Source organism: Paragemmobacter ruber (genome assembly GCF_009908315.1).
Classification (GTDB): Bacteria; Pseudomonadota; Alphaproteobacteria; order Rhodobacterales; family Rhodobacteraceae; genus Paragemmobacter; species Paragemmobacter ruber.
In genome coordinates this window covers 835,428-856,152 of the sequence record NZ_JAAATW010000001.1, presented here as the reverse complement: position 1 = coordinate 856,152, position 20,725 = coordinate 835,428, and the positions used below count along the sequence as shown (strand labels likewise).

Sequence of the window (20,725 nt, the reverse complement as noted above, 5' to 3'; positions counted from 1 at the left end):
CGCGGTGGACAGGGGGGCGTCATGGCTTTGGAACGGGTGGCCCGGGATGGGCTTGTTCTCTTGGGGTGCGGCAAGATGGGGACGGCCCTGCTGACGGGCTGGCTGAAGGCGGGGGTTCCTGCGGGATCCGTCTGGGTGATCGAACCCAACCCTTCGGATTGGCTGCGCGCCAGCGGGGTGCATCTGAATGACGGCGTGCCGGCGGCGCCGGCCGTGGCGCTTTTGGCGGTCAAGCCGCAGATGATGGGCACCGCGCTGCCTGTACTGCAGGCGCTGGGCAATGGCGGGACGCTGTTCCTGTCGATCGCGGCAGGCACCACGATTGCGGCCTTCGAGGCGGTGCTGGGCGACCGCACGCCCATCGTGCGCACCATGCCGAACACGCCCGCCATGGTGAACCGGGGGATCACCGCCCTGTGCCGCAACGCCCATGTGGGAGACGAGGCCATGGCGCTGGCCGTGGCGCTGATGGCGGCCGTGGGCGGGACGGTGATCCTTGAGGGCGAGCACCAGATTGATGCCGTCACGGCCGTGTCAGGTTCAGGCCCGGCCTATGTGTTCCACCTGATCGAGGCCCTCGCCGCAGCGGGCGAGGCCGAGGGGCTGTCGCCGGCTATAGCCCTGCAACTGGCCCGGGCCACGGTGACCGGCGCAGGGGAATTGGCCTACCGGTCCGAGGACAGCGCAGAACAGTTGCGCGTGAACGTCACCTCGCCCGGTGGCACCACGGCGGCGGCGCTCGCGGTGCTGATGCCGGAATTGACCGGGCTGATGACACGGGCGGTCAAGGCGGCGGCGGATCGGGGGCGGGAGCTGGGCCGATGACGATCAGCTATGACGATTTCCAGAAGGTCGATATCCGCGTGGGCCGCATCACCCGCGCCGAACCCTACCCCGAGGCGCGCAAACCCGCCATCAAGCTTTGGGTCGATTTCGGGGGAGAGATCGGCGAGAAACGCTCCTCGGCCCAGATCACCCGGCACTACACGCCAGAGGGGTTGATCGGACGGCAGGTTCTGGCAGTGGTGAACTTTCCGCCGCGCCAGATCGGCAAGGTGATGTCCGAGGTGCTGGTTCTGGGCGTGCCGGATGCAGAGGGCGAGGTGGTGCTGATCGTGCCGGGGCACGAGGTTCCGCTTGGGGGGAGGCTTTACTGAATGAAACTGCTGATCACACGCACCATGCCCGACCGGGTGCTGGCGGCCGCGCGTGCGCGGTTCGATGTCACGGTGCGCGCGACGGAATCGGGGGTGCTGTCGCCCGCCGAACTGCGTGCCTCGCTGCGCGACTATGACGTGGTGATGCCCACGCTGGGCGATCGCTATCAGGCCGATGTCTTTGCCGATGTGTCTGCGCCCCGGGCGCGACTCTTGGCGAATTTCGGGGTGGGCTACAACCATATCGACGTCGAAGCCGCGCGTGCGGCAGGCGTGGCCGTCACCAACACCCCCGGCGCGGTGACCGATGCCACGGCCGATATCGCGCTGGCGCTGATCCTGATGACGGCGCGGCGGCTGGGCGAGGGCGAGCGCATCCTGCGCGCGGGCAACTGGCAGGGCTGGGGTCCGACGCAGATGCTGGGCACCCATGTCAGCGGCAAGTCGGTGGGGATCATCGGCATGGGGCGCATCGGCAAGGCCATCGCCCGGCGCTGCCATTTCGGCTTTGGGATGGAGGTGGCGTTCCACAACCGATCGCCCGTGGCCGATGCCGGGGTTCCGGCCCGGCAGGTGCCGATGGAAGAGGCGATGGCGCAGGATTTCGTCGTGGTGGCCGTGCCGGGGGGCAAGGCCACCCATCACCTGATCGGCCCCGCCGCCTTTGCCGCGATGAAGCCCACAGGCATCTTCATCAACATCGCGCGCGGCGATGTGGTGAACGAAGGCGCGCTGATCGCCGCGCTGGCCGAGGGTCGCATCGCGGGGGCGGGCCTGGATGTCTATGAGTTCGAACCATCGGTCCCGCCTGCGCTGATGGCGATGGAGAATGTCACGCTGCTGCCCCATCTGGGGACGGCTGCGCTGGAGGTGCGCGAAAACATGGGGATGATGGCGGTGGATAACCTCATCGCCCATCTGGAGGGGCGCGAACTGCCCAACCGCGTGGGGTGAGGAAGGGGGGCGATTTCTGCACGCAAGTTTCGCATCGGAAAATGCACGCATTTTCCGGCGCGACATTAGCGTTCAAATTTCGCTTTCGCAGGGGGTATCCGTGATCCTGTCCCGCGGGCGGCGTTACCTGTTCATCCATATCCCCAAGACGGGCGGGACAGCGCTGACGCTGGCGCTGGAGGCGCGCGCCATGAAGGACGACATCCTGATCGGCGACACGCCCAAGGCCCGCGCGCGGCGGGGGCGGCTGGCGGGGCTTTCCGCCAGGGGGCGGTTGTGGAAACATTCCACGCTGGCCGATCTCGACGGGCTGCTGTCCCCTGACGAGCTTGAGACGTTTTTCATCCTGACCCTCGTGCGCAATCCATGGGACCGGATGGTCAGCTATTACCACTGGCTGCGCGGCCAATCCTTTGCGCATCCGGCGGTGGCGCTGGCCAAGGCGACCGGGTTCAGCGCGTTCCTCAACCATCCTGACACGCAGGCTGCCTTTGCCGCATGGCCCTATGCCGCCTATCTGCGCGACGGGCAGGGGCGGGATCGCGCCACGCTCTATGCCCGGCTGGAACGGCTGGGCGAAGACCTGACCGAATTCGAGGCGCATCTGGGCTTCCGCCTGACCCCGCTGCCGCGTGCCAATGACAGCGCCCGCGCGCGCGACTGGCGCCCCTATTACAGCGACGGCGATGCCGCGCTGGTGGCCCGCCTCTGCGCGGCGGACATCGCGCGCTTCGGATACGGCTTCGATTCGGCCTGACTGTCCCCGTATTGGACACAATCAATCGCGCAAATGCCTGTCTTTCGCCCTTTCGGCGACAAAACCGCCCCGCAGGGTGCAGGCTGTCGACCCTTGGACGAAAGCAGGTTCCGTGCAGTCATCAGTATCCCCCCTTGGTGCGGCAGTTCCGTCCATCCTTGTGGACGGGCTGCCTGCATCCCACGCGCTCGCCACGCCGGATGGCTGGGTCGAGGCAGGCGATCTGGAACCGGGCGATCCCGTCTTCACCTTCGAACAGGGCGAGATGCCGGTGGCGGCCGTTTTCCGCTCGGCCCAGGCGCGGAATGTGCCGCCTGCCTTCTGGCCGGTCCTTCTGCCCACCGGCGCGATGGACAATGACCACCCGGTGGAACTTCTGCCCGCGCAGATGGTCATGCTCGAATCCGAATGGGCGGAAGACGCCTATGGCGAGGCCTTCGTGATGGTCCCCGCGCTGGCGCTTCTGGGCTGGAACGGTATCACCCGCCGCCCCCCGCGCGAGGTGGAGATCGTGCATCTGCAATTCGATACGCCGCAGGTCGTCTTTGCCGGGCGCTGCCTTCTTCTGGGCTGTGGCGGAACCGGGGCCATGGCGGCGAACCTGTTCCGCGCGCAGGGCCTGATGACGCTGGGATTGAAAGAGGCCCGCCAACTGGTGGCGGGCCTGATCGCCGAAGGCGAACGCGCGCGTTTCCTGCCGCCTGATCAGGCGGCGCCGCCTTACGCGGCCTTCGCGCCCGCGCCGCTGCTGTAGAAGGTCGCACCCTTCGCCGCCATGTCGCGCAGCATCTGCGGCGCGGCAAAGCGCGCGCCATGGGTGGCGGTCAGCGCATCGCAGATCTCTACCGCCCGTGCCGCGCCGATGATGTCGAGCCAGCCGAACGGCCCGCCCGACCACGGCGCAAAGCCCCAGCCGAGGATCGCGCCCACGTCGCCTTCGCGGATATCGGTCAGCACGCCATCCTCCAGCGCGCGCACGGCCTCCAGCACTTGCGCCATCAGCAGGCGGTGCTGGACGGTGGTCAGATCGGGTTGCGCATCGGCGACGGGGTATTGCGCGGCCAAGCCCTCCCACAGCCCCTCGCGCTTGCCGGCTGCGTCATAGGCGTAGAAACCCGCATTGGATTTCTTGCCCAGCCGCCCCTGATCGGCCATCCAGAACAGCACCACATCCACCGCGCCATCCGGGTAGGCATCGCCCATCGCCGCCTTCGTCGCCTTGGCGATCTTCACCCCAAGGTCGATCGAGGTTTCGTCCACCAACTGCAGCGGCCCCAGCGGCATCCCCACCAGCTTGGCCGCATTTTCCACCAGCGCGGGTTCCACCCCTTCGGCCACCATGCGGATGCCTTCGTTGATATAGGGGATGATGCAGCGGTTGGCATAGAAGAACCGCGCATCGTTCACCACGATGGGCGTCTTGCGGATTTGGCGGACGTAATCGAGCGCCTTGGCCACGGCCACATCGCCGGTTTCTTTGCCCCGGATGATTTCCACCAGCATCATCTTGTCGACGGGCGAAAAGAAATGGATGCCGATGAAATCCGCAGGCCGCGCGCTGGCGCGGGCCAGCGACGAGATGGGCAGGGTAGAGGTGTTGGTGGCGAAGATGCAGCCTTCACCCACCACCGCCTCGACCTTTGCCGTCACCTCGGCCTTCACCTTCGGGTCTTCGAACACCGCCTCCACGATCAGGTCACAGCCTGCCAGCGCGGCGTAGTCGGTGGTGGCATGGATGCGGGCCAGCACCTCGGCCTTCTTCTCGGGCGTCACCTTGCGGCGCTGGATGCCCTTGTCGAGCAGGCCTTCGGAATAGGCCTTGCCCTTGTCGGCGGCCTCTTGCGCGGCGTCGATCAGCACCACCTCGATGCCTGCATTGGCGCTGACATAGGCGATGCCCGCCCCCATCATGCCCGCGCCGATCACCCCCACCTTCTTGACCGTCTGATCATCCACCTTCGGCCGGTTCGCACCCTTTTCCAGCGCCTCCTTGTTGATGAACAAGGACCGGATCATCGCGGTGGAAGACGGGTTCATCAGAACGGAGGTGAAATGCCGCGCCTCGATCTTCAGCGCCGTGTCAAAGGGCACCAGCGCCCCTTCATACACCGCCGACAGCAGGGCCTTCGCCGCCGGATAGACCCCCATGGTCTTGCCATGCACCATGGCGGATGCGCCGACAAAGGTCATGAACCCCGCCGGATGATAGGGCGCGCCGCCGGGCATCTTGAAACCCTTGTCATCCCAAGGCTTTACCAGATCGGCCTCCTTGGCCGACCGGACCCAGTCCTTCGCCCGCGCCAGCAACTCCTCAGCCGGGACAACCTCATCCACCAGCCCCGCCGCCTTGGCGGATTTCGGATCGGAAAGCTTGCCTTCCAGCAGGTAGGGCGCAGCCATCATCGCCCCCATCTTGCGCACAAGGCGGGTGGTGCCACCCGCGCCGGGGAAGATGCCCACCATGATTTCCGGCAGGCCGATCTTGGCCTTGGGGTTGTCGGCGGCGATGATCCGGTGGCAGGCCAGCGGCAGTTCGTACCCGATCCCCAGCGCCGTGCCGGGAAGGGCGGCGACGATGGGCTTGCCGCCCTTCTTCGTCTTGGGGTCCATGCCTGCGCGTTCGATCTTGCGCAGAACGCTGTGCATCTGCATCACGCCCGCGAAAATCGCCTCGGCCCCGCCCGCCCGCATCTGCGCGATCACGTTCAGGTCCATCCCGCCCGCGAAATCCTTCTTTCCGCTGGTCAGGATCACACCCTTCACCGCAGGGTCGGCCAGCGCCTTGTCGATCAGGCTGTCCAGCAGGGCGAAGGCCTCGGTCGACATCACATTCATCGACTTGGCCTTCACGTCCCAAGTGATCGTGGCGACGCCATCGGCATCAAGGGTCATGGTGAAATCGGTCATTTGCTCTCTCCAGTCGGATAGGGGGTGCCGTCGCGGTGCAGATAGCGGCGCGTGGCCCCATCCTTTTCCGTGATCAGGTCATGGTCTGTGTAATGCACGCGGTCACGCGCCAGCCGCGTGCCGATTACGATGTAACGCGCAGGCTCTGCCCCGCGATTGTCCAGCCGATGGCCCACGGGATGCCCGGCAGGCCAGCAGGCCACATCACCCGCGTTGAGGGGGGCTTCGGCATCCTCGACAAGGACCACCTCGCCCTCCAGCATCAGGATCATCTCATCCTCGGCCTCGTGCCAATGCCGGTGGCCGGACCGGGACCCGGGCGGCAACTCCTCGACAAAGCAGCCGAACTGCGTGATCCCGCCCGGATCAGAGATCAGGCGATAACGATAATGGCCGGGGCCTGCCCCAAGGATGGGATGGGTCGGGTTGTCCTCCTGCCAGTCGGGTAGGGCGATCAACCCCTTCGGATGCCCCTCCGGCGGCGGGGGCGGCAGGGTTTCATCCTGCGGCAGGGCCTCAAAAGCCGCGCCATCCTTGCGGGTGAAGGTCGCCGTCGCCCCGTCGATGGTGCAGACCAGATCGACATCCGAATAGGTCCCCACCTCGCGCGCGGCCTTGGTGCCGACCACAAGGAAGGTCGCCGGGGCGTCGGTCAGGTTCACGAAATGATGCCCGTCCGCCACGCCCGCCGGAAAGCAGGCCGCATCGCCCCGCCGCATCACGGCAGACCCTGCATCCTGCACCAGCGTGCATGCGCCCGACAGGACCACCACCACCTCATCCTCCGCCGCGTGCCAATGTCGGAGCGAAGACAGCGCGCCGGGGTTCAGCGTCACCAGATTGGCACCGAACTGCGTGATCCCCCCCGCCTGCGCCAGCCGCAGCGACGACCGCCCCGCCATCATCGCCGCAAAGGGCGCGGGATAGATCGACCCGGTCTTCACCGTCACGGCAGCGAGGTCCAGCTTCGGCATCACACCCGCTCGATGATCGTGGCAGCGCCCATGCCGGACGCGATGCACAGCGTGGCGAGGCCAACCCCCTTGCCCGTGCGCTCCAGCTCATCCAGCAGGGTGCCGATGATGATCGCCCCTGTCGCGCCCAGCGGATGCCCCATGGCGATGGACCCGCCATTGGGGTTCACCTTCGCCGGATCCACGTCGAAGGCCTGCAGGAAGCGCAGCACGACCGAGGCAAAGGCCTCATTCACCTCGAACAGGTCGATGTCCGAAATCGCCATGCCGTGATCCTTCAGGATCTTTTCCGTCACCGGCACCGGCCCGGTCAGCATGATGGTGGGATCGGTCCCGATCTTGGCCGTGGCCCGGATGCGCGCGCGGGGCTTCAACCCATGGGCGCGCCCGAATTCCGCATTGCCGATCAGCACGGCGGCAGCCCCGTCCACGATACCGCTGGAGTTCCCGGCATGGTGGATATGCTCGATCCGCTCCAGATGCGGGTATTTCATCAGGGCAATCTTGTCGAAGCCGGGCATCACCTCGCCCATCTCCTTGAAGCTGGGCTTCAGCGCGCCAAGGCTCTGCATATCCGTGCCGGGGCGCATGTACTCGTCATGGCTCAGGATCGGCAGGCCATTCTGATCATGGATGGTGATGACAGATTTCGCAAACCGCCCGTCCTTCCACGCCTCTGCCGCGCGGCGCTGCGATTCCACGGCCAGCGCATCGGCCATCTCGCGGGTAAAGCCGTATTCCGTGGCGATGATGTCGGCGCTGATCCCCTGCGGGACGAAATAGGTCTTCATCGCAAGGCTGGGGTCCACCGCAATCGCAGCCCCATCGCTGCCCATGGCAACGCGGCCCATCATCTCCACCCCGCCCGCGATATAGGCGGCACCCGCGCCGCCCTTCACCTGATTGGCGGCAAGGTTCACCGCCTCCATGCCGCTGGCGCAAAAGCGGTTGATGGCAAGCCCCGGGATCGACTGGTCAAGCTCTGACGCCAGCACCGCCGACCGGGCAAGGCAACCACCCTGCTCACCCACCTGGGTGACATTGCCCCAGATCACATCTTCCACCGCATGGCCCTCAAGCCCGTTGCGATCCTTGATCGCGTTCAGCACCCGGGCCGACAACGCGACCGAGGTCAGCTCGTGCAGGGCCCCATCCGCGCGGCCCTTGCCGCGGGGGGAACGGACGGTGTCATAGATATAGGCATCGGTCATCATCGTCTCCTTCATGCCCGGTCCGAAGGGTTTCCGGGCATCATGTCATAGGGATGCGCCCAGCCGGGCAGGGCAGCGATGCCCTGCAGCCAGCGGTCGATATGGGGCCAGTCCCTGCGGTCAAAGCCGTAGGGTTCGGGGTAGTACAGGTATCCGCAGCAGGACAGATCGGCGATGCTGGGGCCATCGCCCACGATCCAGTCACGCCCGGCAAGGTGATCGTTCAGCACCGTAAAGGCCGCCCTCAGACGCCCCTGCAGAAAGGGGATCACCCCGTCAGGCCGCTTTTCGGGGGGCAGGAAGTTCGACAGGAACCGCGTCGTCCCGATCTGGGTGGACAGCTTGTGATTGTCCCAGAACAGCCAGCGCAGGATCTCGCGCCGCTCCGCCGCCGACCGCCCGCCGAAGCGTCCGGTCTTGGAACTGATGTAATCGAGGATCACGCCCGATTGCGACAGCGTCACATCCCCGTCCACCAGCACCGGCACCTCACCCATCGGATTGATCGCCCGGAACTCCGGGCTCCGGGCGCCCCCGTTGAAGAAATCGACAAAGACCGGCGTCCAGTCCGTTTCGCTCAGGGTCAGCGCCAGCGCGCATTTGTAGGCGTTCCCGCTTTCGCCGAAACAGTACAGCTTCATGGTCTTACGGCCCTCCCAGACCACCCCCCCGGGGGCTTCACCCCCGGACCCCCAGGGTATTTTCGCCAAGATGAAGCAACTTTTCCTTAATCTTTAAGCGTCAGAACCATCCACGCGGTACAGGCTGGGGAGCCGATGACCGCCCAAGGTGAAGCGCTGCATTCCGCCCGACGGCTAGCCAAACCCTGGGCACGGGATGCAGCGTGACCCTGCTGCTTCATCTTGGCCCAAATACCCAACTCCGCCCTTTCCCCCCGCACTACCGCTTCCGGTCTTCCAGCTCCGAATTGAACAGCCGCAGCCGATGCGTCAGGTTTTCACTGTTCATCACAGAGTCGAAATTCTCGAACAGGAACGACAGCGCCTCGCCCTCATCCAGCCCGGCCTCTGCCGCGAAACGCTTCAGCTTGCGATAGCCATCCTCCGTCATGGCGACGGGGAAGCGGCGGGTCAGGCGAAAGCGTTTGGGCATCGGACAATCCTCAGGTCAGGGTAGGGGGGGCTGAATTTTCGCAGGAAATTCGTTGCCCCCCCAACCTTAGAACGCCTCGGCCCGCAGCGCCATCACCGGATCGGCCCCGCTTTCGATCCGCGCCAGATGCATGGCGCAGGCGGGCAGTTGGCGGGCCATGTAGTAGCGGCCCGTGGCGATCTTGGCCTCGTAGAAATCCCGGTCGGCGGCGCCTGCATCCAGCGCGGCATAGGCCGCCTTGGCCATCTTCGCCCACATCAGCCCAAGGCAGACATGCCCCATCAGATGCATGAAATCATAGCTGCCCGACAGCGCGGCATTGGGGTTCTTCATGCCGTTCTGCATGAAATACATCCCCGCCCCCTGCATCGCCTTGGACGCGGCCTTCAGCGGGTCGAGGAAGCCGGCCTTCAGCCGCGCGTCCCCTTCGTTTTCCTTCAGGAAGGTCTTCACCATCTCGAAGAAGGCCATCACATGCTTGCCGCCATCGGCGGCCAGCTTGCGCGCCACCAGATCGAGCGCCTGGATCCCGTTCGCGCCTTCATAGATCATGGCGATCCGGGCATCGCGGGCGAATTGGGACATGCCCCATTCCTCGATATAGCCATGCCCGCCATAGACCTGCTGCGCCGCCACGGCGACGTCAAAGCCCTTGTCGGTCTGAAAACCCTTGATCACCGGGGTCAGCAGCGAGATGAGGCCTTCGGCAGAGGCATCGCCCGTGCGGTGCGCGCGGTCGATCAGCGAGGCGCCCCAGAAGGTGAAGGCCCGCGCGCCTTCGACGAAACTTTTCTGATCCATCAGGTTGCGGCGGATGTCGGGATGCACGATCAGCGGATCGGCCGGCCCCTCGGGGTTCTTCACGCCGGTCACATCGCGGCCCTGCAGGCGGTCCTTGGCATAGGCCAGCGCGTTCTGATAGGCGGCTTCTGCCACCGCATAGCCCTGCACGCCCACGCCGATCCGCGCTTCGTTCATCATCGTGAACATGGCGCGCATGCCCTTATGCAGATCGCCCAAGAGATAGCCCGTCGCGCCGTCATAGTTCATCACGCAGGTGGCGTTGCCGTGAATGCCCATCTTCTCTTCGATCTTGCCCACCGACAGCGCGTTGCGCTGCCCGAGCGAGCCATCCGCGTTCACAAGGAACTTCGGCACGATGAACAGCGAGATGCCCTTCGTCCCCTCACCCCCGCCCGGCGCCTTGGCCAGCACGAGGTGGATGATGTTCTCGGCCATGTCATGTTCGCCCGCCGAGATGAAGATCTTCTGCCCGGTGATCTTGTAGCTGCCATCCGCCTGCGGTTCGGCCTTGGTGCGCATCAGGCCAAGGTCCGTACCGCAATGCGGCTCGGTCAGGTTCATCGTGCCGGTCCAGTCGCAGGACACCATCTTCGGCAGATAGGTCGCCTTCTGCTCTGCCGTGCCATGGGCATGGATGGCCGAATAGGCGCCATGCGTCAGGCCCTGATACATGTTCAGCGCCATGTTGGCCGACACGAGGATCTCGCCCACCGCCGTGCCCATCAGATAGGGCAGGCCCTGCCCGCCATATTCGGGATCGCAGTCGAGCGCGGTCCACCCGCCTTCGCGCAGCTGATCGAAGGCCGCCTTGAATCCTGCAGGCGTGCGGACCACGCCATTCTCCAGACGGCAGCCTTCCCGGTCGCCCACCGCGTTCAGGGGCGCCAGCACGTCCGTTGCCAGCTTGCCCGCCTCTTCCAGAACGGCGGCGGTAAACCCTGCATCCAGATCGGCATAGCCGGGGATGTCGGATCCGGTGATCTGCAGCACGTCATGCAGGACGAACTGCATGTCTTTCACGGGGGCGGTGTAGCTGGGCATCTTCGGTCTCCTCCGGTCGTCAAATGCGGGCGATAGGGTGGGTCGGTCGCGGCTATTCCGCGGCCTTCTGGAACGCGGCGAGCATGCCTTCGCCCCAGGCGATCTGGTCTTGCAGTTCTGCGATGGCCTCATCCAGTTCGGCGCGCTGGCGCTGCATCTGGGCAAGCCGCTCCTGCGCCACCTCGAAGGTGCGGCGCAGCTGCGCCTCCTGCTGGCGGCCATCGCGATCATACATGTCGAGAAGCTGGCGGATATCCTCCAGCGAGAAGCCGAACCGCTTGCCGCGCAGGATCAGTTTCAGCCGCGCGCGGTCGCGATAGGTATAGAACCGCGCGGTGCCGCGCCGGATCGGCGACAGCAGTTCCTTGGCCTCGTAGAACCGCAGGGTGCGCGGCGTCACCTCGAAGGCGGCGCACATCTCGCGGATCGTCAGCAGATCTTCCTTGGCAGTCTTTGGGGCAGTCATCGGTCCACTCGTCTGGCATCAGGGATGCCCGGAATCTGGTGAAGTTCCTTGATCTTACCAGACGCGTTGACGTGAACGTAAACGTAACGTCGCGTCACGGCGGCGCGTGACGCAGGGTTTCGGGCGGGGGGTTACGCCTCGGGCAGCTTCGACAATTCTTCGACTGCCGTCTCGCGCAGCGCGCGCAGATCGGTGATCGAGGCCTGTATCTCCTCGGCCTGTGCGCCCAATGCGGCAAGCTGCCGGTCGGCCAGTTGCAGCCATGCCTCAAGCTGCGGGCGCGTGCCCTTCTGGCGGTAGATCAGCAGCCATTGCCGGATCTCTTCAAGGCTGAAGCCGAACCGCCGCCCGCGCAGGATCAGGGTCATCCGCGCCACCTCGCGCGGGCCATAGAACCGCGCCCGGCCTTCCTTTTCGGGCTGGAGCAGTTCGATATATTCATAATAGCGCAGCGTGCGCGGGGTCACATCGAACCGTGCGCACATCTCTTTGAAGCTGAGGCGGGTCTCGGACATTGGCGAACTCCTGACTGGGTCAGCATAGGGCCAAGCGGGGCCGTCGTGCAATCAAACCGTGACCTCAGGGCAGGTCTTGCGCATCCCGGGCGGGGCGCGGTTAATGGGGACGAAAGGGGTTTGTCCATGACTGACGTTACGGCAGAACAGGTGATGGCGATCGCCCGCCGCTTCATCGAGGCGATCCCCCATTCCCGCGCCTTGGGGATGCAGCTTGCAAGCCTCGGCGCGGGGCAGGTGGTGATGACGATGCCCTATGACGCGCGCTTCGTGGGCGATCCGGCGACGGGGGTGCTGCATGGCGGGGCGGTGTCGGCGCTGATGGATACGGCCAGCGGGGCGGCGGTAATGTCCCACCCGTCCGCGCCCGCCTCCACCGCCACGCTGGACCTCAGGATCGACTATTTCCGTGCCGCCACCCCGGGCCAGACCATCACCGCCCGGGCGGAATGTTACCACGTCACCCGGTCGGTCGCCTTTGTTCGCGTCACCGCCACGGATGACGATGAAACCCGCCCCGTGGCCGCCGCCACCGGGGCCTTCACCATCGACCGGCCCAAGGGGGGGAAATGACGCGCCCGAAACCCGAACCCGTGCAGGTGGTCAAGCAGCGCCGCGACGGCGCGCTGCGGGCGCTTTTGTCCGGGGTGCCGTATATCCAGTATCTCGGCATCCAGTTCGACCGCCGGGGGGATGAGCTGACCGCGATCCTGCCCTTTGATGAAAAGCTGATCGGCAACCCCGCGCTGCCCGCCCTGCATGGCGGGGTGACGGCGGCCTTTCTGGAAGTGGCGGCGATCATCGAACTGTCCTGGTCGCTTCTGTGGGAAGAGATGGAGGCGGGCCAGTTGGATCCCGCCGCCATCGCCGAGATGCCCCTGCGCCTGCCCAAGACCATCGACTTCACGGTGGATTACCTGCGCACCGGCCTGCCGCGCGATGCCTATGCCCGCGCGCGGGTCAACCGATCGGGGCGCCGCTACGCCTCGGTGCATGTCGAGGCATGGCAGGACAACCGCGCCCGGCTCTTCGCGCAAGGCACGGGGCATTTCCTGATGCCCGAAGCGTAGGGGATCCCTCACGCCGGGTGGTGCTGGCCTGCGTCCTTGGTGGGCCACACCTCCAAGAGCCCGCACAGGATCACCAGCGCGCCGCCCACCATCTCGGCTGTCGACAGCGCCTCGCCCGCGAAGATCGCCGCCGTGATCGCGCCAAGGACCACTTCGGTCATCAGCAGGATGCCCACCCGCGCCGGATCAAGGCGCACCGCCGCCCACATCAGCGCCGCGATGGACAGCCCCCACCACAGCCCGCCCGTCACCGCCACACCCAGCGCCACGGCGGCTGCATCGCCCGCCGCCACGCGGGGCAGGGGTTCCAGAAACGGCGCGAACAGAAGCGAAGTCACCGCTGCGCCAAGCGCGAACAGAAACGCCGCCGGGGCGGGGGCCAGATCCGACTTCAGCCGCATCCCCGCCGTGGCGAAGGCCCAGATCAGCCCGCCCACAAAGGCCATCCATTCCCCAAGGTTGCGCGGCACGGGCAGGCCGCCATCCCCGCCCAGCATGATGAACAGGCCCACAAGCCCCACCGCGATGGCCACCAGCCGCAACCGGGGCACCTTCCAGCCCAACAGGAACCGCGCGATCAGCACGCTCCAAACCGGGCTGAAGAACCACAACAGCACGACCAGCGCGACCTTGCCGTAAAGAAACCCGATGGAATACAGCGCAAAGGCCGCCCCGCCCATGGCGATGGAAATCATGCCCAACCGGTTCGCCCCGCCGAGGGCCGCCCGCCCGCGCCACACGAACGGCAACAGAAACAGCATCGCCGCCAGCGTGATCGCGCCCGTCCCCCACGCGCCGTCCAGCCCCTTATCGGCGATGGCGCGCACGGGATACCAGTAGATCCCCCAGATCACGCCCGTGATCAGCACGATGGCAGAGGCGAGATAGGTGATGCGCATGGGTCATGTCCGAAGCGGCGTATCCGTCGCCACATCTTGCGGCGGACCCTCCGGGAAAGGCAAGCGCCCGCCCGCCTTTCCCCCGGGGCGCGTCACAGCCCCCCGTCAACTCGCCAGCGCAAGCCGCCCCCGCGACATGGGGCAGCCGCGCGCGGCCGCCTCCCCAAGTTTGGGTGCCTTGGATTTGCCCTCTGCCGCGCCGCTGCCGATATCGCCCGCAAGGCCCGACAAGCGCAGCACAGTGGTGTTGATCTCTTCCACCGCCGTGGCCTGTTCCACCGACGTATCGGCGATCGAGGCGACCAATCCCCCCGTCTCCTGAATCTCGGGCACCAGTTGGGCCAGCGTCCCCGCCGCCGACCGCGCCGCGCGCAGGCTGCCCGCCGTGGCTGCGTCAATCTCCGCCGCTGCCTCTGCCGACCGTTCGGCCAGACGGCGCACCTCGGTCGCCACCACGGCAAAGCCCGCACCCTGCGCGCCCGCCCGCGCCGCCTCGACCGCCGCGTTCAGCGCCAACAGGTCGGTCTGCCGGGCGATCTCTCGCACCACCTTGATGCGGGTGGCGATCTCTTCCATGGCCAGCATGGTGGACTGCACCGCCGCGCCCCCGGCCACCGCGTTTTCCGACACGCGCAGCGCCGCCCCCTTGGTGGCCTGCGCGGCATTGGCGTTTTCCTTGATGCTGGCCGACAACTCCTCGATCGTGGCCGACACTTCCGTCACCGATTCCGCCAGCGTGTCCGCGATCTCGCGCTCCTTGTCGACCTTGGCGCGGCGCTCGGCATCCAGCGCCTCGAAATAGGTGGAAATGCCGTAATCCATATCCAGCATCGCCAGCCGGAAATAGATCGACAGCACCCGCGTCGCCTGCGCGCTGCGCCGCCCGGCAAACAGGCCGGACCCCAGAAGCCGGGGCAGGAAATCCTCGATGATGCCGCGGAAGATCAGCGAATAGCTGTCCATGTACCACCGCGGCTCCAGCCCGATCCGCGCATGGATGCGCCCGATCCGGGTGACGCGGGTGACATAATCCGCATCAATCCGGCCTGAGGTGAGCATCCCCCAATGCTGCATCTGCAATTCCTTGGCCCGCTCCGCATGGGCCACGTCGCGGAAGAACTGCGCCGTCGTCGCGGTGTTCAGGATCGTCTCATAGGCCCGGTCCAGGATCGGCCCCAGCGCCGCCATCAGCGCAGGGGAATGATGGCCCGCCAGCGCAAGGTCATCCCCCGTCAATCCCAGATAGTCCAGCCGTTCTTGCAGATCCGGTGTCATGTTCATCGCGTCCTTCCATCCGTCGGATTGCCGTTCAGATGGGGCAACGGGCGCGCTTGGGACTGCCTTAGGGAAAGGCAAGGATGAAACACGAAAAGTGAATATGATGACTTTGGGATATCCCTATTCGCACCCTGACATCACCGTCATCCGGCCTTGCGCTGCGCCATGATCCAGTCCCGCAAGCCCGGGATGTCATAGGCGATGCGCCAGGTGTTGATGTGATTTGCGGCGGGGGTGTCCTGCTGCCCGGCAGGCACCACCGTGCCTTGCTGCAGCACCGTGTAGTTCACCGTACGGCCAAGCGCCGCCTGCGCGGCCAGAGGGGCGGTGAAATCCGTCAGCCTGCCATCCCAGACGGCACGGGAATAGGCGGTCCCTTCCGCTGCGATCACCTCCATGATCGCGTTCTGCCCCGGAAAGGCCTTCGCGTCGCCCTCCGCCACCACAACCCACAGCTTCTGCCGCGCCAGTGGCGCCACAACGGCGCTGTCCCACTGGCAGGCCACAAGGAACCCGGCCGCAAAAAGATCGGGCTTACGGATCATCATCGCGATCGACAACATCCCCCCGCCGGATTGGCCGGTCGTATAGATGCGCCCGCGATCGACGGGATGGCTGGAGGCGATCTGTTCGACAAGGTTCAGCGTCGTCTCGAGAAGGACCGACGTGGCGGAAGCGTCATCCACGGTCTGCTCCGCATATTGCGGGGCCAGCACGATGGCGGGATGGCGCGCCTGATCTTCCGCGCTCGCCCAGGAGACCGCGCCCAGACCCTGAACCAGCGTGGTATCCACCACGGGGGACGTGTTGCCCGCATCATGCAGGAACAGCACAAGCGGCAGCGGCCCCGTGGCGCCCTTCGGAACATACAGGTTGTAGGCCAGCCACCTGCCCGTCGCCGGATCGTCGAAGATCGCCTGTTCGAACCCGTCCACCACCGGATCCATCGCTGCATCCGTCGGGATCGACCGGGGGATCGTGTTGAAATCGGGGGGGCCGCCTTGGGGGGCGCCCGCAGCCTTCGGGGTGATCGTCACCGTCACGGACGCAGGACGCCGCGTCGTCCTCCGCCCGTCGGATATGATCAACGCGGCCCCGGCATCCTCGGGCGACAGGTCCAGTGTGATCCATGATCCTGCCGGATCCGCGATCCCGGGGGCCGATGCGGCATAGACGCGCGTGATGGTCCGCCCGTCCACGCTGTAGAGCGACGGATCCAGCGCCGCATCCGCAACGGGGCGGTCTTGCGCGATCGCGACGCCCACCAAGCGTTGCCCCGCGCCATAGACCCGGGTGATCGCCGTGGCACCAAGGATGTTGGGCACCTCCGCCATGGCGGGCAGACGCGCCGCGACCGTCAGGCCGAAGGTCGAAAGAAGAAAGGTCCGGCGGTGCATGTCATGTCTCCGAAATCGTCCGGGCATGATACGCCGTCGGGTCGGTGTTCCGTCGCCCGCCCGCGCAATTGCCTGCCCGCGAACTGACCGCCCCCCCGGTCTTGTCCCTGCGGGGAGCGGGAAGGGGAACCCTGCCACCCTGTGCCGCCAGCGGCGGCGGATCCCCGGGTCACGCAGGCGGCCATGCAATAGCCGCCGCTCCTCCCTGCCGCCCCTCGCGGCCTCCCTTCTCGGCCTCGGCGTCCCTTGGCGCCGCCTTGCCCCCCGATGTCCCCTTTCCCCCGCCTGCGCCTTCGGCCACACTCCCGCCGACCATGACCGCGCTCACCCATACCCGCCTGCTGAAGATTGCCGCGCCCATCGTGCTGTCCAACGCCACGATCCCGCTTCTGGGCGCGGTGGATACGGGCGTGGTGGGGCAGATGGGGCAGGCGGCCCCCATCGGGGCGGTGGGTGTGGGATCGGTGATCCTTGTTTCGCTCTACTGGGTGTTCTCCTTCCTGCGCATGGGCACCTCGGGCCTTGCGGCACAGGCCCATGGCGCGGGCGACGGGGCCGAGCGCGGCGCGATCCTGCTGCGCGCGCTGATGATCGGCGCGGCGGCGGGGCTGGTCTTCATCGCGGCGCAGGGCGTTTTGTTCCGCGCCGCCCTCGCCCTCGCCCCGGCGGGGGAAGAGGTGGAAACGCTGGCCCGCCAATACCTTGCAATCCGCATCTGGGGCGCACCCGCCACCATTGCCGCCTATGCCGTGACCGGCTGGCTGATCGCGGTGGAGCGCACCCGCGCGGTGCTGTTGCTGCAGCTCTGGATCAACGGGGTGAATGTCGGGCTTGATCTGTGGTTCGTCCTCGGCCTTGGCTGGGGGGTGGGGGGCGTGGCCACGGCCACGCTGATCGCGGAATGGACCGGCCTCGCGCTTGGCCTGTGGCTTTGCCGCGACGGGCTCATCCCGGTCTGGCGCGCGGCCCTCGCGCGGCTCTTGGACCGCGCCGCGCTGCGGGTGATGCTGGCGGTGAACCGCGACATCATGATCCGCTCGGACCTTCTGCAGGCCAGTTTCACCAGCTTTGTCTTTCTCAGCGCGCGGCAGGGCGATGCAACGCTGGCCGCCAATCAGGTGCTGCTGCAATTCCTGTCGATCACGGCTTACGCGCTGGACGGTTTTGCCTTCGCCGCCGAAACGCTGGTGGGGCAGGCGGTGGGGGCAAGGGCGCAAGCTGACCTGCGCCGCGCCGGGCGGCTGTCGATGCAATGGGGCTTTGGGGGCGCGGCCCTGCTGGCCGCCGCCTTCGCGCTGGCGGGACCTGCCATCATCGACCTGATGACCACCGCGCCCGAGGTGCGCGCCGAGGCGCGCCTCTTCCTGCCCTGGCTGGTGGCGGCCCCGCTGATCGGGGTCGCGTCGTGGATCTATGACGGCATCTTCATCGGTGCCACCCTGACGGCCGAGATGCGCCGCACCATGATGCTGTCGGTCGCGATCTATGCCGCAGCGCTGGCCATCCTGCCCCCGGTCCTTGGCAATCACGGCCTGTGGGCGGCGCTGATGGTGCTGAATGTCGCGCGGGGGATCAGCATGGCACGGCTGGCACCACGGGCCGAGGCGCGGGCCGAGGCGCGGGCGGTAACTTGACAACCTTGCCCCGGCGCGGCATCTGCACCGCCCTGCCCGCGCCGGAAAGAGCCCCGCGATGACCTACCGCCCCTATCCGATCCGCGCTCTTGCCGCGGTCTTTCTGGGCCTGCCGGGAGTGATCGCCCTGCCACTGCTGGCCCCGCTGCCGCCGGGCATTCCGCCCCTCGCGGTGATGGCCAACCCGGCCATCCTGCTGATCCTGATGGCATGTGCCGGGGCATGGGCCGCGCCGCGCGTTGGCCTGCGCTCGGCGGTGATCCTCGGCACGCCCCTGCCGTGGCGGGCGCTGGCGGTATGGGCAGGGGTGGGGCTGGCCGCAGGGCTTGGGGTGGCCATCCTCGACCACGCGACCGCACCCCTCTGGCCGCCGGACGGCGCGGCGACGCTGCGCGCGGACCGCGCGGTCGGTGATCTGGTGCTGGGTGTCCTCTATGGCGGGCTGACCGAAGAGGTGCTGCTCCGCTGGGGCGTTCTGTCGCTGATCTCGCTGGGGCTGGCTCGCTTCCTGCCGCGCGGCGCGGCGCTTTGGGGTGCGGTCGCGCTGGCGGCGCTGGCCTTCGCGCTGGCCCATCTGCCCGCGCTGGCGCTGACGGTGGACGCGCCGACCCCGCCGCTCCTCCTTCGCACGATCCTGTGGAACCTGCTGCTGGGCCTTGTCTACGGTGCGGCCCTGTTGCGCCACGGGCTGGAGGCGGCACTCCTCGCCCATGCCGCCACGCATCTGGGCTTTGCCCTGGCCGCGCTTTCACCCCTTGCAGCGGGGGCCAGCGCCTAGCGCCGCAGCACGGCAAAGCCGGCCGATGCTGCCCATCCCGCCCCGGCTGCCATCACCAGCGACAACAGCCCGTAGATCAGCGGCTGCTCCCGCGACAGGTTGAACAGCAGCCGCTCCAACCCCTCTTTGCGCACGCCCACCACCCGGTCCTGCGCATCCACCACCCGGCCTTCGCGCGTCAGGAAGATGCGCACGCGATACTCCCCCTCGGTCAGGTTCGCGGGCAGCACGATATCGGACCGGAACAGCGTCTGTTCGGTGAACTCCACCGCGCCCTGCAACACCATGTACCGGCTTTCGGCCTGCCGGATTCGCTGCATCGCGTCGATGAAATCGTCCGGCCCGCCATCCTCGGTCGCGGCACCCACCGCGCGGATGACGCGGGGCAGGGTGATGCGGTGGCGCAGATCCTCGGTCTCGGACAGCACCTGCCGCAACGGCCCCGTCGTCGCCACGGCGTAAAAGCTGGGCGCGGCATCCACCTCCACGGCCTCGGTGTTGATCCAGATGCCCGCGCGGCGGTCCTTCTTGCGGATCGTCACCGGGGTGGACGGCCCCTCCACCGTGATGATCACCTCGATCGGCCCCTCCGGCGCGGGCGCGTTGCGCTTGACCGCGCCGTAGACAAGGATCTCTGACCCGTCGAAATCCGCCGTGATCGACACGCGGTTCTGGCTCAGCCCCGCCACGATGCTTTCCACCGCCATGGCAGGCAGCGGCAAAAGCACCGGGGGCAGCAGCGCAAGGGCCAGCGCCAGCCACCTCATGGCAGCACCCCGGGCATGACCGAATAAAGCTCGGTCGGCCGGATCAGCAGATCCAGCGCGATCTTGATCGCCACCGCCAGCACCAGCAGCGCCAGCAGGATGCGCAATTGTTCCGCCTTCAGCCGCACGCCGATGGTGGTGCCGATCTGCGCCCCGATAACCCCCCCGGTGATCAGAAGCAGGGCCAGCAGGATATCCACTGTCTGGCTGGTCACCGCATGCATCAGCGTGGTGAAGGCGGTGACAAAGATGATCTGGAACAGCGAGGTGCCGACCACCACCTTCGTGGGCATCCCCAGCAGATAGATCATCGCAGGCACCATCACGAAGCCGCCGCCCACCCCCATGATCGCCGCCAGAAACCCCACCAGCGCCCCCACGCCGAGCGGTGGCAGCACGCTGATATAAAGTCCCGAGGCCCGGAATTTCATCTTCAGCGGCAGGCCATGCACCCATGTATGCACATGTGACCGCCGCACCGGCCCGCCCTGCTGCGACCGGAACCACGCGCGCAAGGATTCCTGCAGCATCATCGCCCCGATCAGCCCCAGAAACAGCACATAGGATAGCTGCACGAACAGATCGACCTGACCCAGCCGCGTCATCCACTGGAACACCGCGATCCCCACCGACGATCCGGCCATCCCGCCCACCAGCAGCACCGTCCCCATGCGGAAATCCACCGCCTTGCGCCGCATCTGCGCCAGCACGCCCGACACCGACGACGCCACCACCTGATTGGCGCCCGTGGCCACCGCCACCGCGGGCGGCACCCCGATGAAGAACAGCAGGGGCGTGATCAGGAACCCGCCCCCCACGCCGAACATCCCCGACAGGAAACCCACGATCCCGCCCAACCCCAAAAGGAGAAAGGCATTGACCGATACCTCGGCAATCGGAAGGTAAAGCTGCATGGGCGGGGCCGGGCTGGAAAGGCGGCGGTAAGAAAGGTGACAGTCAGGCCAAAGGGTTGCGCCCCTTTGGCCGCGATGTCAAACCCCGC

At 66.8% G+C, this 20,725-nt stretch carries 22 protein-coding genes; 9 read left to right on the top strand and 13 right to left on the bottom strand.

Features of this window, described 5'->3' with window-relative positions:
- Window positions 1–21 precede the first annotated feature (21 nt).
- The 5 genes from proC to GU920_RS04080 all read left to right on the top strand — a co-directional run bounded on the left by proC (window position 22) and on the right by GU920_RS04080 (window position 3,622).
- Window positions 22–825, top strand: coding sequence for a pyrroline-5-carboxylate reductase (gene proC / locus GU920_RS04100; protein ID WP_161765677.1), 804 nt, complete (start codon window positions 22–24; stop codon window positions 823–825).
- Window positions 822–1,157, top strand: coding sequence for a tRNA-binding protein (locus GU920_RS04095; RefSeq protein ID WP_161765676.1), 336 nt, complete (start codon window positions 822–824; stop codon window positions 1,155–1,157). The genes proC and GU920_RS04095 overlap by 4 nt, the downstream gene beginning before the upstream one ends.
- Window positions 1,158–2,111, top strand: coding sequence for a 2-hydroxyacid dehydrogenase (locus GU920_RS04090; RefSeq protein WP_161765675.1), 954 nt, complete (start codon window positions 1,158–1,160; stop codon window positions 2,109–2,111).
- Window positions 2,112–2,211: 100 nt separating this feature from the next.
- Window positions 2,212–2,868 (top strand): sulfotransferase family 2 domain-containing protein, encoded by a 657-nt coding sequence (locus GU920_RS04085; protein WP_161765674.1) that lies wholly within the window; start codon window positions 2,212–2,214, stop codon window positions 2,866–2,868.
- A 112-nt stretch (window positions 2,869–2,980) separates the two neighbouring features.
- The gene (locus tag GU920_RS04080) at window positions 2,981–3,622 is read left to right on the top strand and encodes a Hint domain-containing protein (protein ID WP_161765673.1); all 642 of its coding nucleotides are present in this window, start codon (window positions 2,981–2,983) and stop codon (window positions 3,620–3,622) included.
- Here the strand turns inward: GU920_RS04080 and GU920_RS04075 are convergent.
- The 8 genes from GU920_RS04075 to GU920_RS04040 form a co-directional block, all read right to left on the bottom strand.
- Entirely contained in the window at window positions 3,589–5,775 is a 2,187-nt protein-coding gene (locus tag GU920_RS04075; protein ID WP_161765672.1) for a 3-hydroxyacyl-CoA dehydrogenase NAD-binding domain-containing protein, read from the bottom strand. The genes GU920_RS04080 and GU920_RS04075 overlap by 34 nt on opposite strands.
- Window positions 5,772–6,749, bottom strand: coding sequence for a cupin domain-containing protein (locus tag GU920_RS19800; RefSeq protein WP_161765671.1), 978 nt, complete (start codon window positions 6,747–6,749; stop codon window positions 5,772–5,774). Before GU920_RS19800 ends, GU920_RS04075 begins: the two co-directional genes overlap by 4 nt.
- Entirely contained in the window at window positions 6,749–7,960 is a 1,212-nt protein-coding gene (locus GU920_RS04065) for an acetyl-CoA C-acetyltransferase (protein ID WP_161766517.1), read from the bottom strand. The genes GU920_RS19800 and GU920_RS04065 overlap by 1 nt, the downstream gene beginning before the upstream one ends.
- Before the next feature lie 11 nt (window positions 7,961–7,971).
- Window positions 7,972–8,601: a glutathione S-transferase family protein gene (locus tag GU920_RS04060; protein WP_161765670.1), complete on the bottom strand. Its 630-nt coding sequence runs from the start codon at window positions 8,599–8,601 to the stop codon at window positions 7,972–7,974.
- Window positions 8,602–8,860: 259 nt separating this feature from the next.
- Window positions 8,861–9,073: a hypothetical protein gene (locus tag GU920_RS04055; protein ID WP_161765669.1), complete on the bottom strand. Its 213-nt coding sequence runs from the start codon at window positions 9,071–9,073 to the stop codon at window positions 8,861–8,863.
- 66 nt (window positions 9,074–9,139) lie between these two features.
- Window positions 9,140–10,918, bottom strand: a complete 1,779-nt coding sequence (locus tag GU920_RS04050) for an acyl-CoA dehydrogenase C-terminal domain-containing protein (protein WP_161765668.1) — start codon at window positions 10,916–10,918, stop codon at window positions 9,140–9,142.
- 52 nt (window positions 10,919–10,970) lie between these two features.
- Window positions 10,971–11,384, bottom strand: coding sequence for a MerR family transcriptional regulator (locus tag GU920_RS04045; RefSeq protein ID WP_161765667.1), 414 nt, complete (start codon window positions 11,382–11,384; stop codon window positions 10,971–10,973).
- Between the two features lie 131 nt (window positions 11,385–11,515).
- Entirely contained in the window at window positions 11,516–11,899 is a 384-nt protein-coding gene (locus GU920_RS04040) for a MerR family transcriptional regulator (protein WP_161765666.1), read from the bottom strand.
- A gap of 126 nt (window positions 11,900–12,025) precedes the next feature.
- On the opposite strand from GU920_RS04040, the gene GU920_RS04035 reads away from it, so the two are divergent.
- Together GU920_RS04035 and GU920_RS04030 are read left to right on the top strand one after the other, a co-directional pair.
- Entirely contained in the window at window positions 12,026–12,472 is a 447-nt protein-coding gene (locus GU920_RS04035) for a PaaI family thioesterase (protein ID WP_161765665.1), read from the top strand.
- Window positions 12,469–12,969, top strand: a complete 501-nt coding sequence (locus tag GU920_RS04030) for a PaaI family thioesterase (RefSeq protein WP_161765664.1) — start codon at window positions 12,469–12,471, stop codon at window positions 12,967–12,969. Before GU920_RS04035 ends, GU920_RS04030 begins: the two co-directional genes overlap by 4 nt.
- An 8-nt stretch (window positions 12,970–12,977) precedes the next feature.
- On the opposite strand, the gene GU920_RS04025 is transcribed toward GU920_RS04030, so the two are convergent.
- From GU920_RS04025 to GU920_RS04015, 3 genes are all read right to left on the bottom strand, one after another.
- Window positions 12,978–13,868, bottom strand: coding sequence for a DMT family transporter (locus tag GU920_RS04025; RefSeq protein ID WP_161765663.1), 891 nt, complete (start codon window positions 13,866–13,868; stop codon window positions 12,978–12,980).
- A 105-nt stretch (window positions 13,869–13,973) separates the two neighbouring features.
- Window positions 13,974–15,149 carry a globin-coupled sensor protein gene (locus GU920_RS04020; protein WP_161765662.1) on the bottom strand — a complete coding sequence of 392 codons (1,176 nt, stop codon included), beginning with the start codon at window positions 15,147–15,149 and terminating at the stop codon, window positions 13,974–13,976.
- Window positions 15,150–15,289: 140 nt separating this feature from the next.
- Window positions 15,290–16,543, bottom strand: a complete 1,254-nt coding sequence (locus GU920_RS04015; protein ID WP_161765661.1) for a PHB depolymerase family esterase — start codon at window positions 16,541–16,543, stop codon at window positions 15,290–15,292.
- A 314-nt stretch (window positions 16,544–16,857) separates the two neighbouring features.
- Here GU920_RS04015 and GU920_RS04010 point away from each other — a divergent pair, with 314 nt between their 5' ends.
- Together GU920_RS04010 and GU920_RS04005 are read left to right on the top strand one after the other, a co-directional pair.
- A complete protein-coding gene (locus tag GU920_RS04010; RefSeq protein ID WP_161765660.1) occupies window positions 16,858–18,177 on the top strand; it encodes an MATE family efflux transporter in 1,320 nt (439 codons plus the stop codon).
- A gap of 58 nt (window positions 18,178–18,235) precedes the next feature.
- Complete coding sequence (locus GU920_RS04005; protein ID WP_161765659.1) at window positions 18,236–18,955, top strand: CPBP family glutamic-type intramembrane protease; 720 nt, start codon at window positions 18,236–18,238, stop codon at window positions 18,953–18,955.
- Here the strand turns inward: GU920_RS04005 and GU920_RS04000 are convergent.
- The gene (locus tag GU920_RS04000) at window positions 18,952–19,722 is read right to left on the bottom strand and encodes a TIGR02186 family protein (RefSeq protein ID WP_161765658.1); all 771 of its coding nucleotides are present in this window, start codon (window positions 19,720–19,722) and stop codon (window positions 18,952–18,954) included. The two genes, GU920_RS04005 and GU920_RS04000, sit on opposite strands and share 4 nt — an antisense overlap.
- On the bottom strand, window positions 19,719–20,636 hold the full coding sequence (locus GU920_RS03995) for a sulfite exporter TauE/SafE family protein (RefSeq protein ID WP_161765657.1): 918 nt from the start codon (window positions 20,634–20,636) through the stop codon (window positions 19,719–19,721). Before GU920_RS03995 ends, GU920_RS04000 begins: the two co-directional genes overlap by 4 nt.
- Between the last annotated feature and the right edge of the window lie 89 nt (window positions 20,637–20,725).

Bases quoted from the DNA above. Each gene is read 5' to 3' on its own strand.
- GU920_RS04035 (WP_161765665.1), top strand. From the start codon at position 12,026: ATGACTGACGTTACGGCAGAACAGGTGATGGCGATCGCCCGCCGCTTC.
- proC (WP_161765677.1), top strand. From the start codon at position 22: ATGGCTTTGGAACGGGTGGCCCGGGATGGGCTTGTTCTCTTGGGGTGC.
- GU920_RS04095 (WP_161765676.1), top strand. From the start codon at position 822: ATGACGATCAGCTATGACGATTTCCAGAAGGTCGATATCCGCGTGGGC.
- GU920_RS04040 (WP_161765666.1), bottom strand. From the start codon at position 11,899: ATGTCCGAGACCCGCCTCAGCTTCAAAGAGATGTGCGCACGGTTCGAT.
- GU920_RS04045 (WP_161765667.1), bottom strand. From the start codon at position 11,384: ATGACTGCCCCAAAGACTGCCAAGGAAGATCTGCTGACGATCCGCGAG.
- GU920_RS04065 (WP_161766517.1), bottom strand. From the start codon at position 7,960: ATGACCGATGCCTATATCTATGACACCGTCCGTTCCCCCCGCGGCAAG.
- GU920_RS04010 (WP_161765660.1), top strand. From the start codon at position 16,858: ATGACCGCGCTCACCCATACCCGCCTGCTGAAGATTGCCGCGCCCATC.
- GU920_RS04015 (WP_161765661.1), bottom strand. From the start codon at position 16,543: ATGCACCGCCGGACCTTTCTTCTTTCGACCTTCGGCCTGACGGTCGCG.
- GU920_RS04030 (WP_161765664.1), top strand. From the start codon at position 12,469: ATGACGCGCCCGAAACCCGAACCCGTGCAGGTGGTCAAGCAGCGCCGC.
- GU920_RS19800 (WP_161765671.1), bottom strand. From the start codon at position 6,749: ATGCCGAAGCTGGACCTCGCTGCCGTGACGGTGAAGACCGGGTCGATC.
- GU920_RS04055 (WP_161765669.1), bottom strand. From the start codon at position 9,073: ATGCCCAAACGCTTTCGCCTGACCCGCCGCTTCCCCGTCGCCATGACG.
- GU920_RS04090 (WP_161765675.1), top strand. From the start codon at position 1,158: ATGAAACTGCTGATCACACGCACCATGCCCGACCGGGTGCTGGCGGCC.
- GU920_RS04025 (WP_161765663.1), bottom strand. From the start codon at position 13,868: ATGCGCATCACCTATCTCGCCTCTGCCATCGTGCTGATCACGGGCGTG.
- GU920_RS04005 (WP_161765659.1), top strand. From the start codon at position 18,236: ATGACCTACCGCCCCTATCCGATCCGCGCTCTTGCCGCGGTCTTTCTG.
- GU920_RS04050 (WP_161765668.1), bottom strand. From the start codon at position 10,918: ATGCCCAGCTACACCGCCCCCGTGAAAGACATGCAGTTCGTCCTGCAT.
- GU920_RS03995 (WP_161765657.1), bottom strand. From the start codon at position 20,636: ATGCAGCTTTACCTTCCGATTGCCGAGGTATCGGTCAATGCCTTTCTC.
- GU920_RS04020 (WP_161765662.1), bottom strand. From the start codon at position 15,149: ATGAACATGACACCGGATCTGCAAGAACGGCTGGACTATCTGGGATTG.
- GU920_RS04000 (WP_161765658.1), bottom strand. From the start codon at position 19,722: ATGAGGTGGCTGGCGCTGGCCCTTGCGCTGCTGCCCCCGGTGCTTTTG.
- GU920_RS04060 (WP_161765670.1), bottom strand. From the start codon at position 8,601: ATGAAGCTGTACTGTTTCGGCGAAAGCGGGAACGCCTACAAATGCGCG.
- GU920_RS04075 (WP_161765672.1), bottom strand. From the start codon at position 5,775: ATGACCGATTTCACCATGACCCTTGATGCCGATGGCGTCGCCACGATC.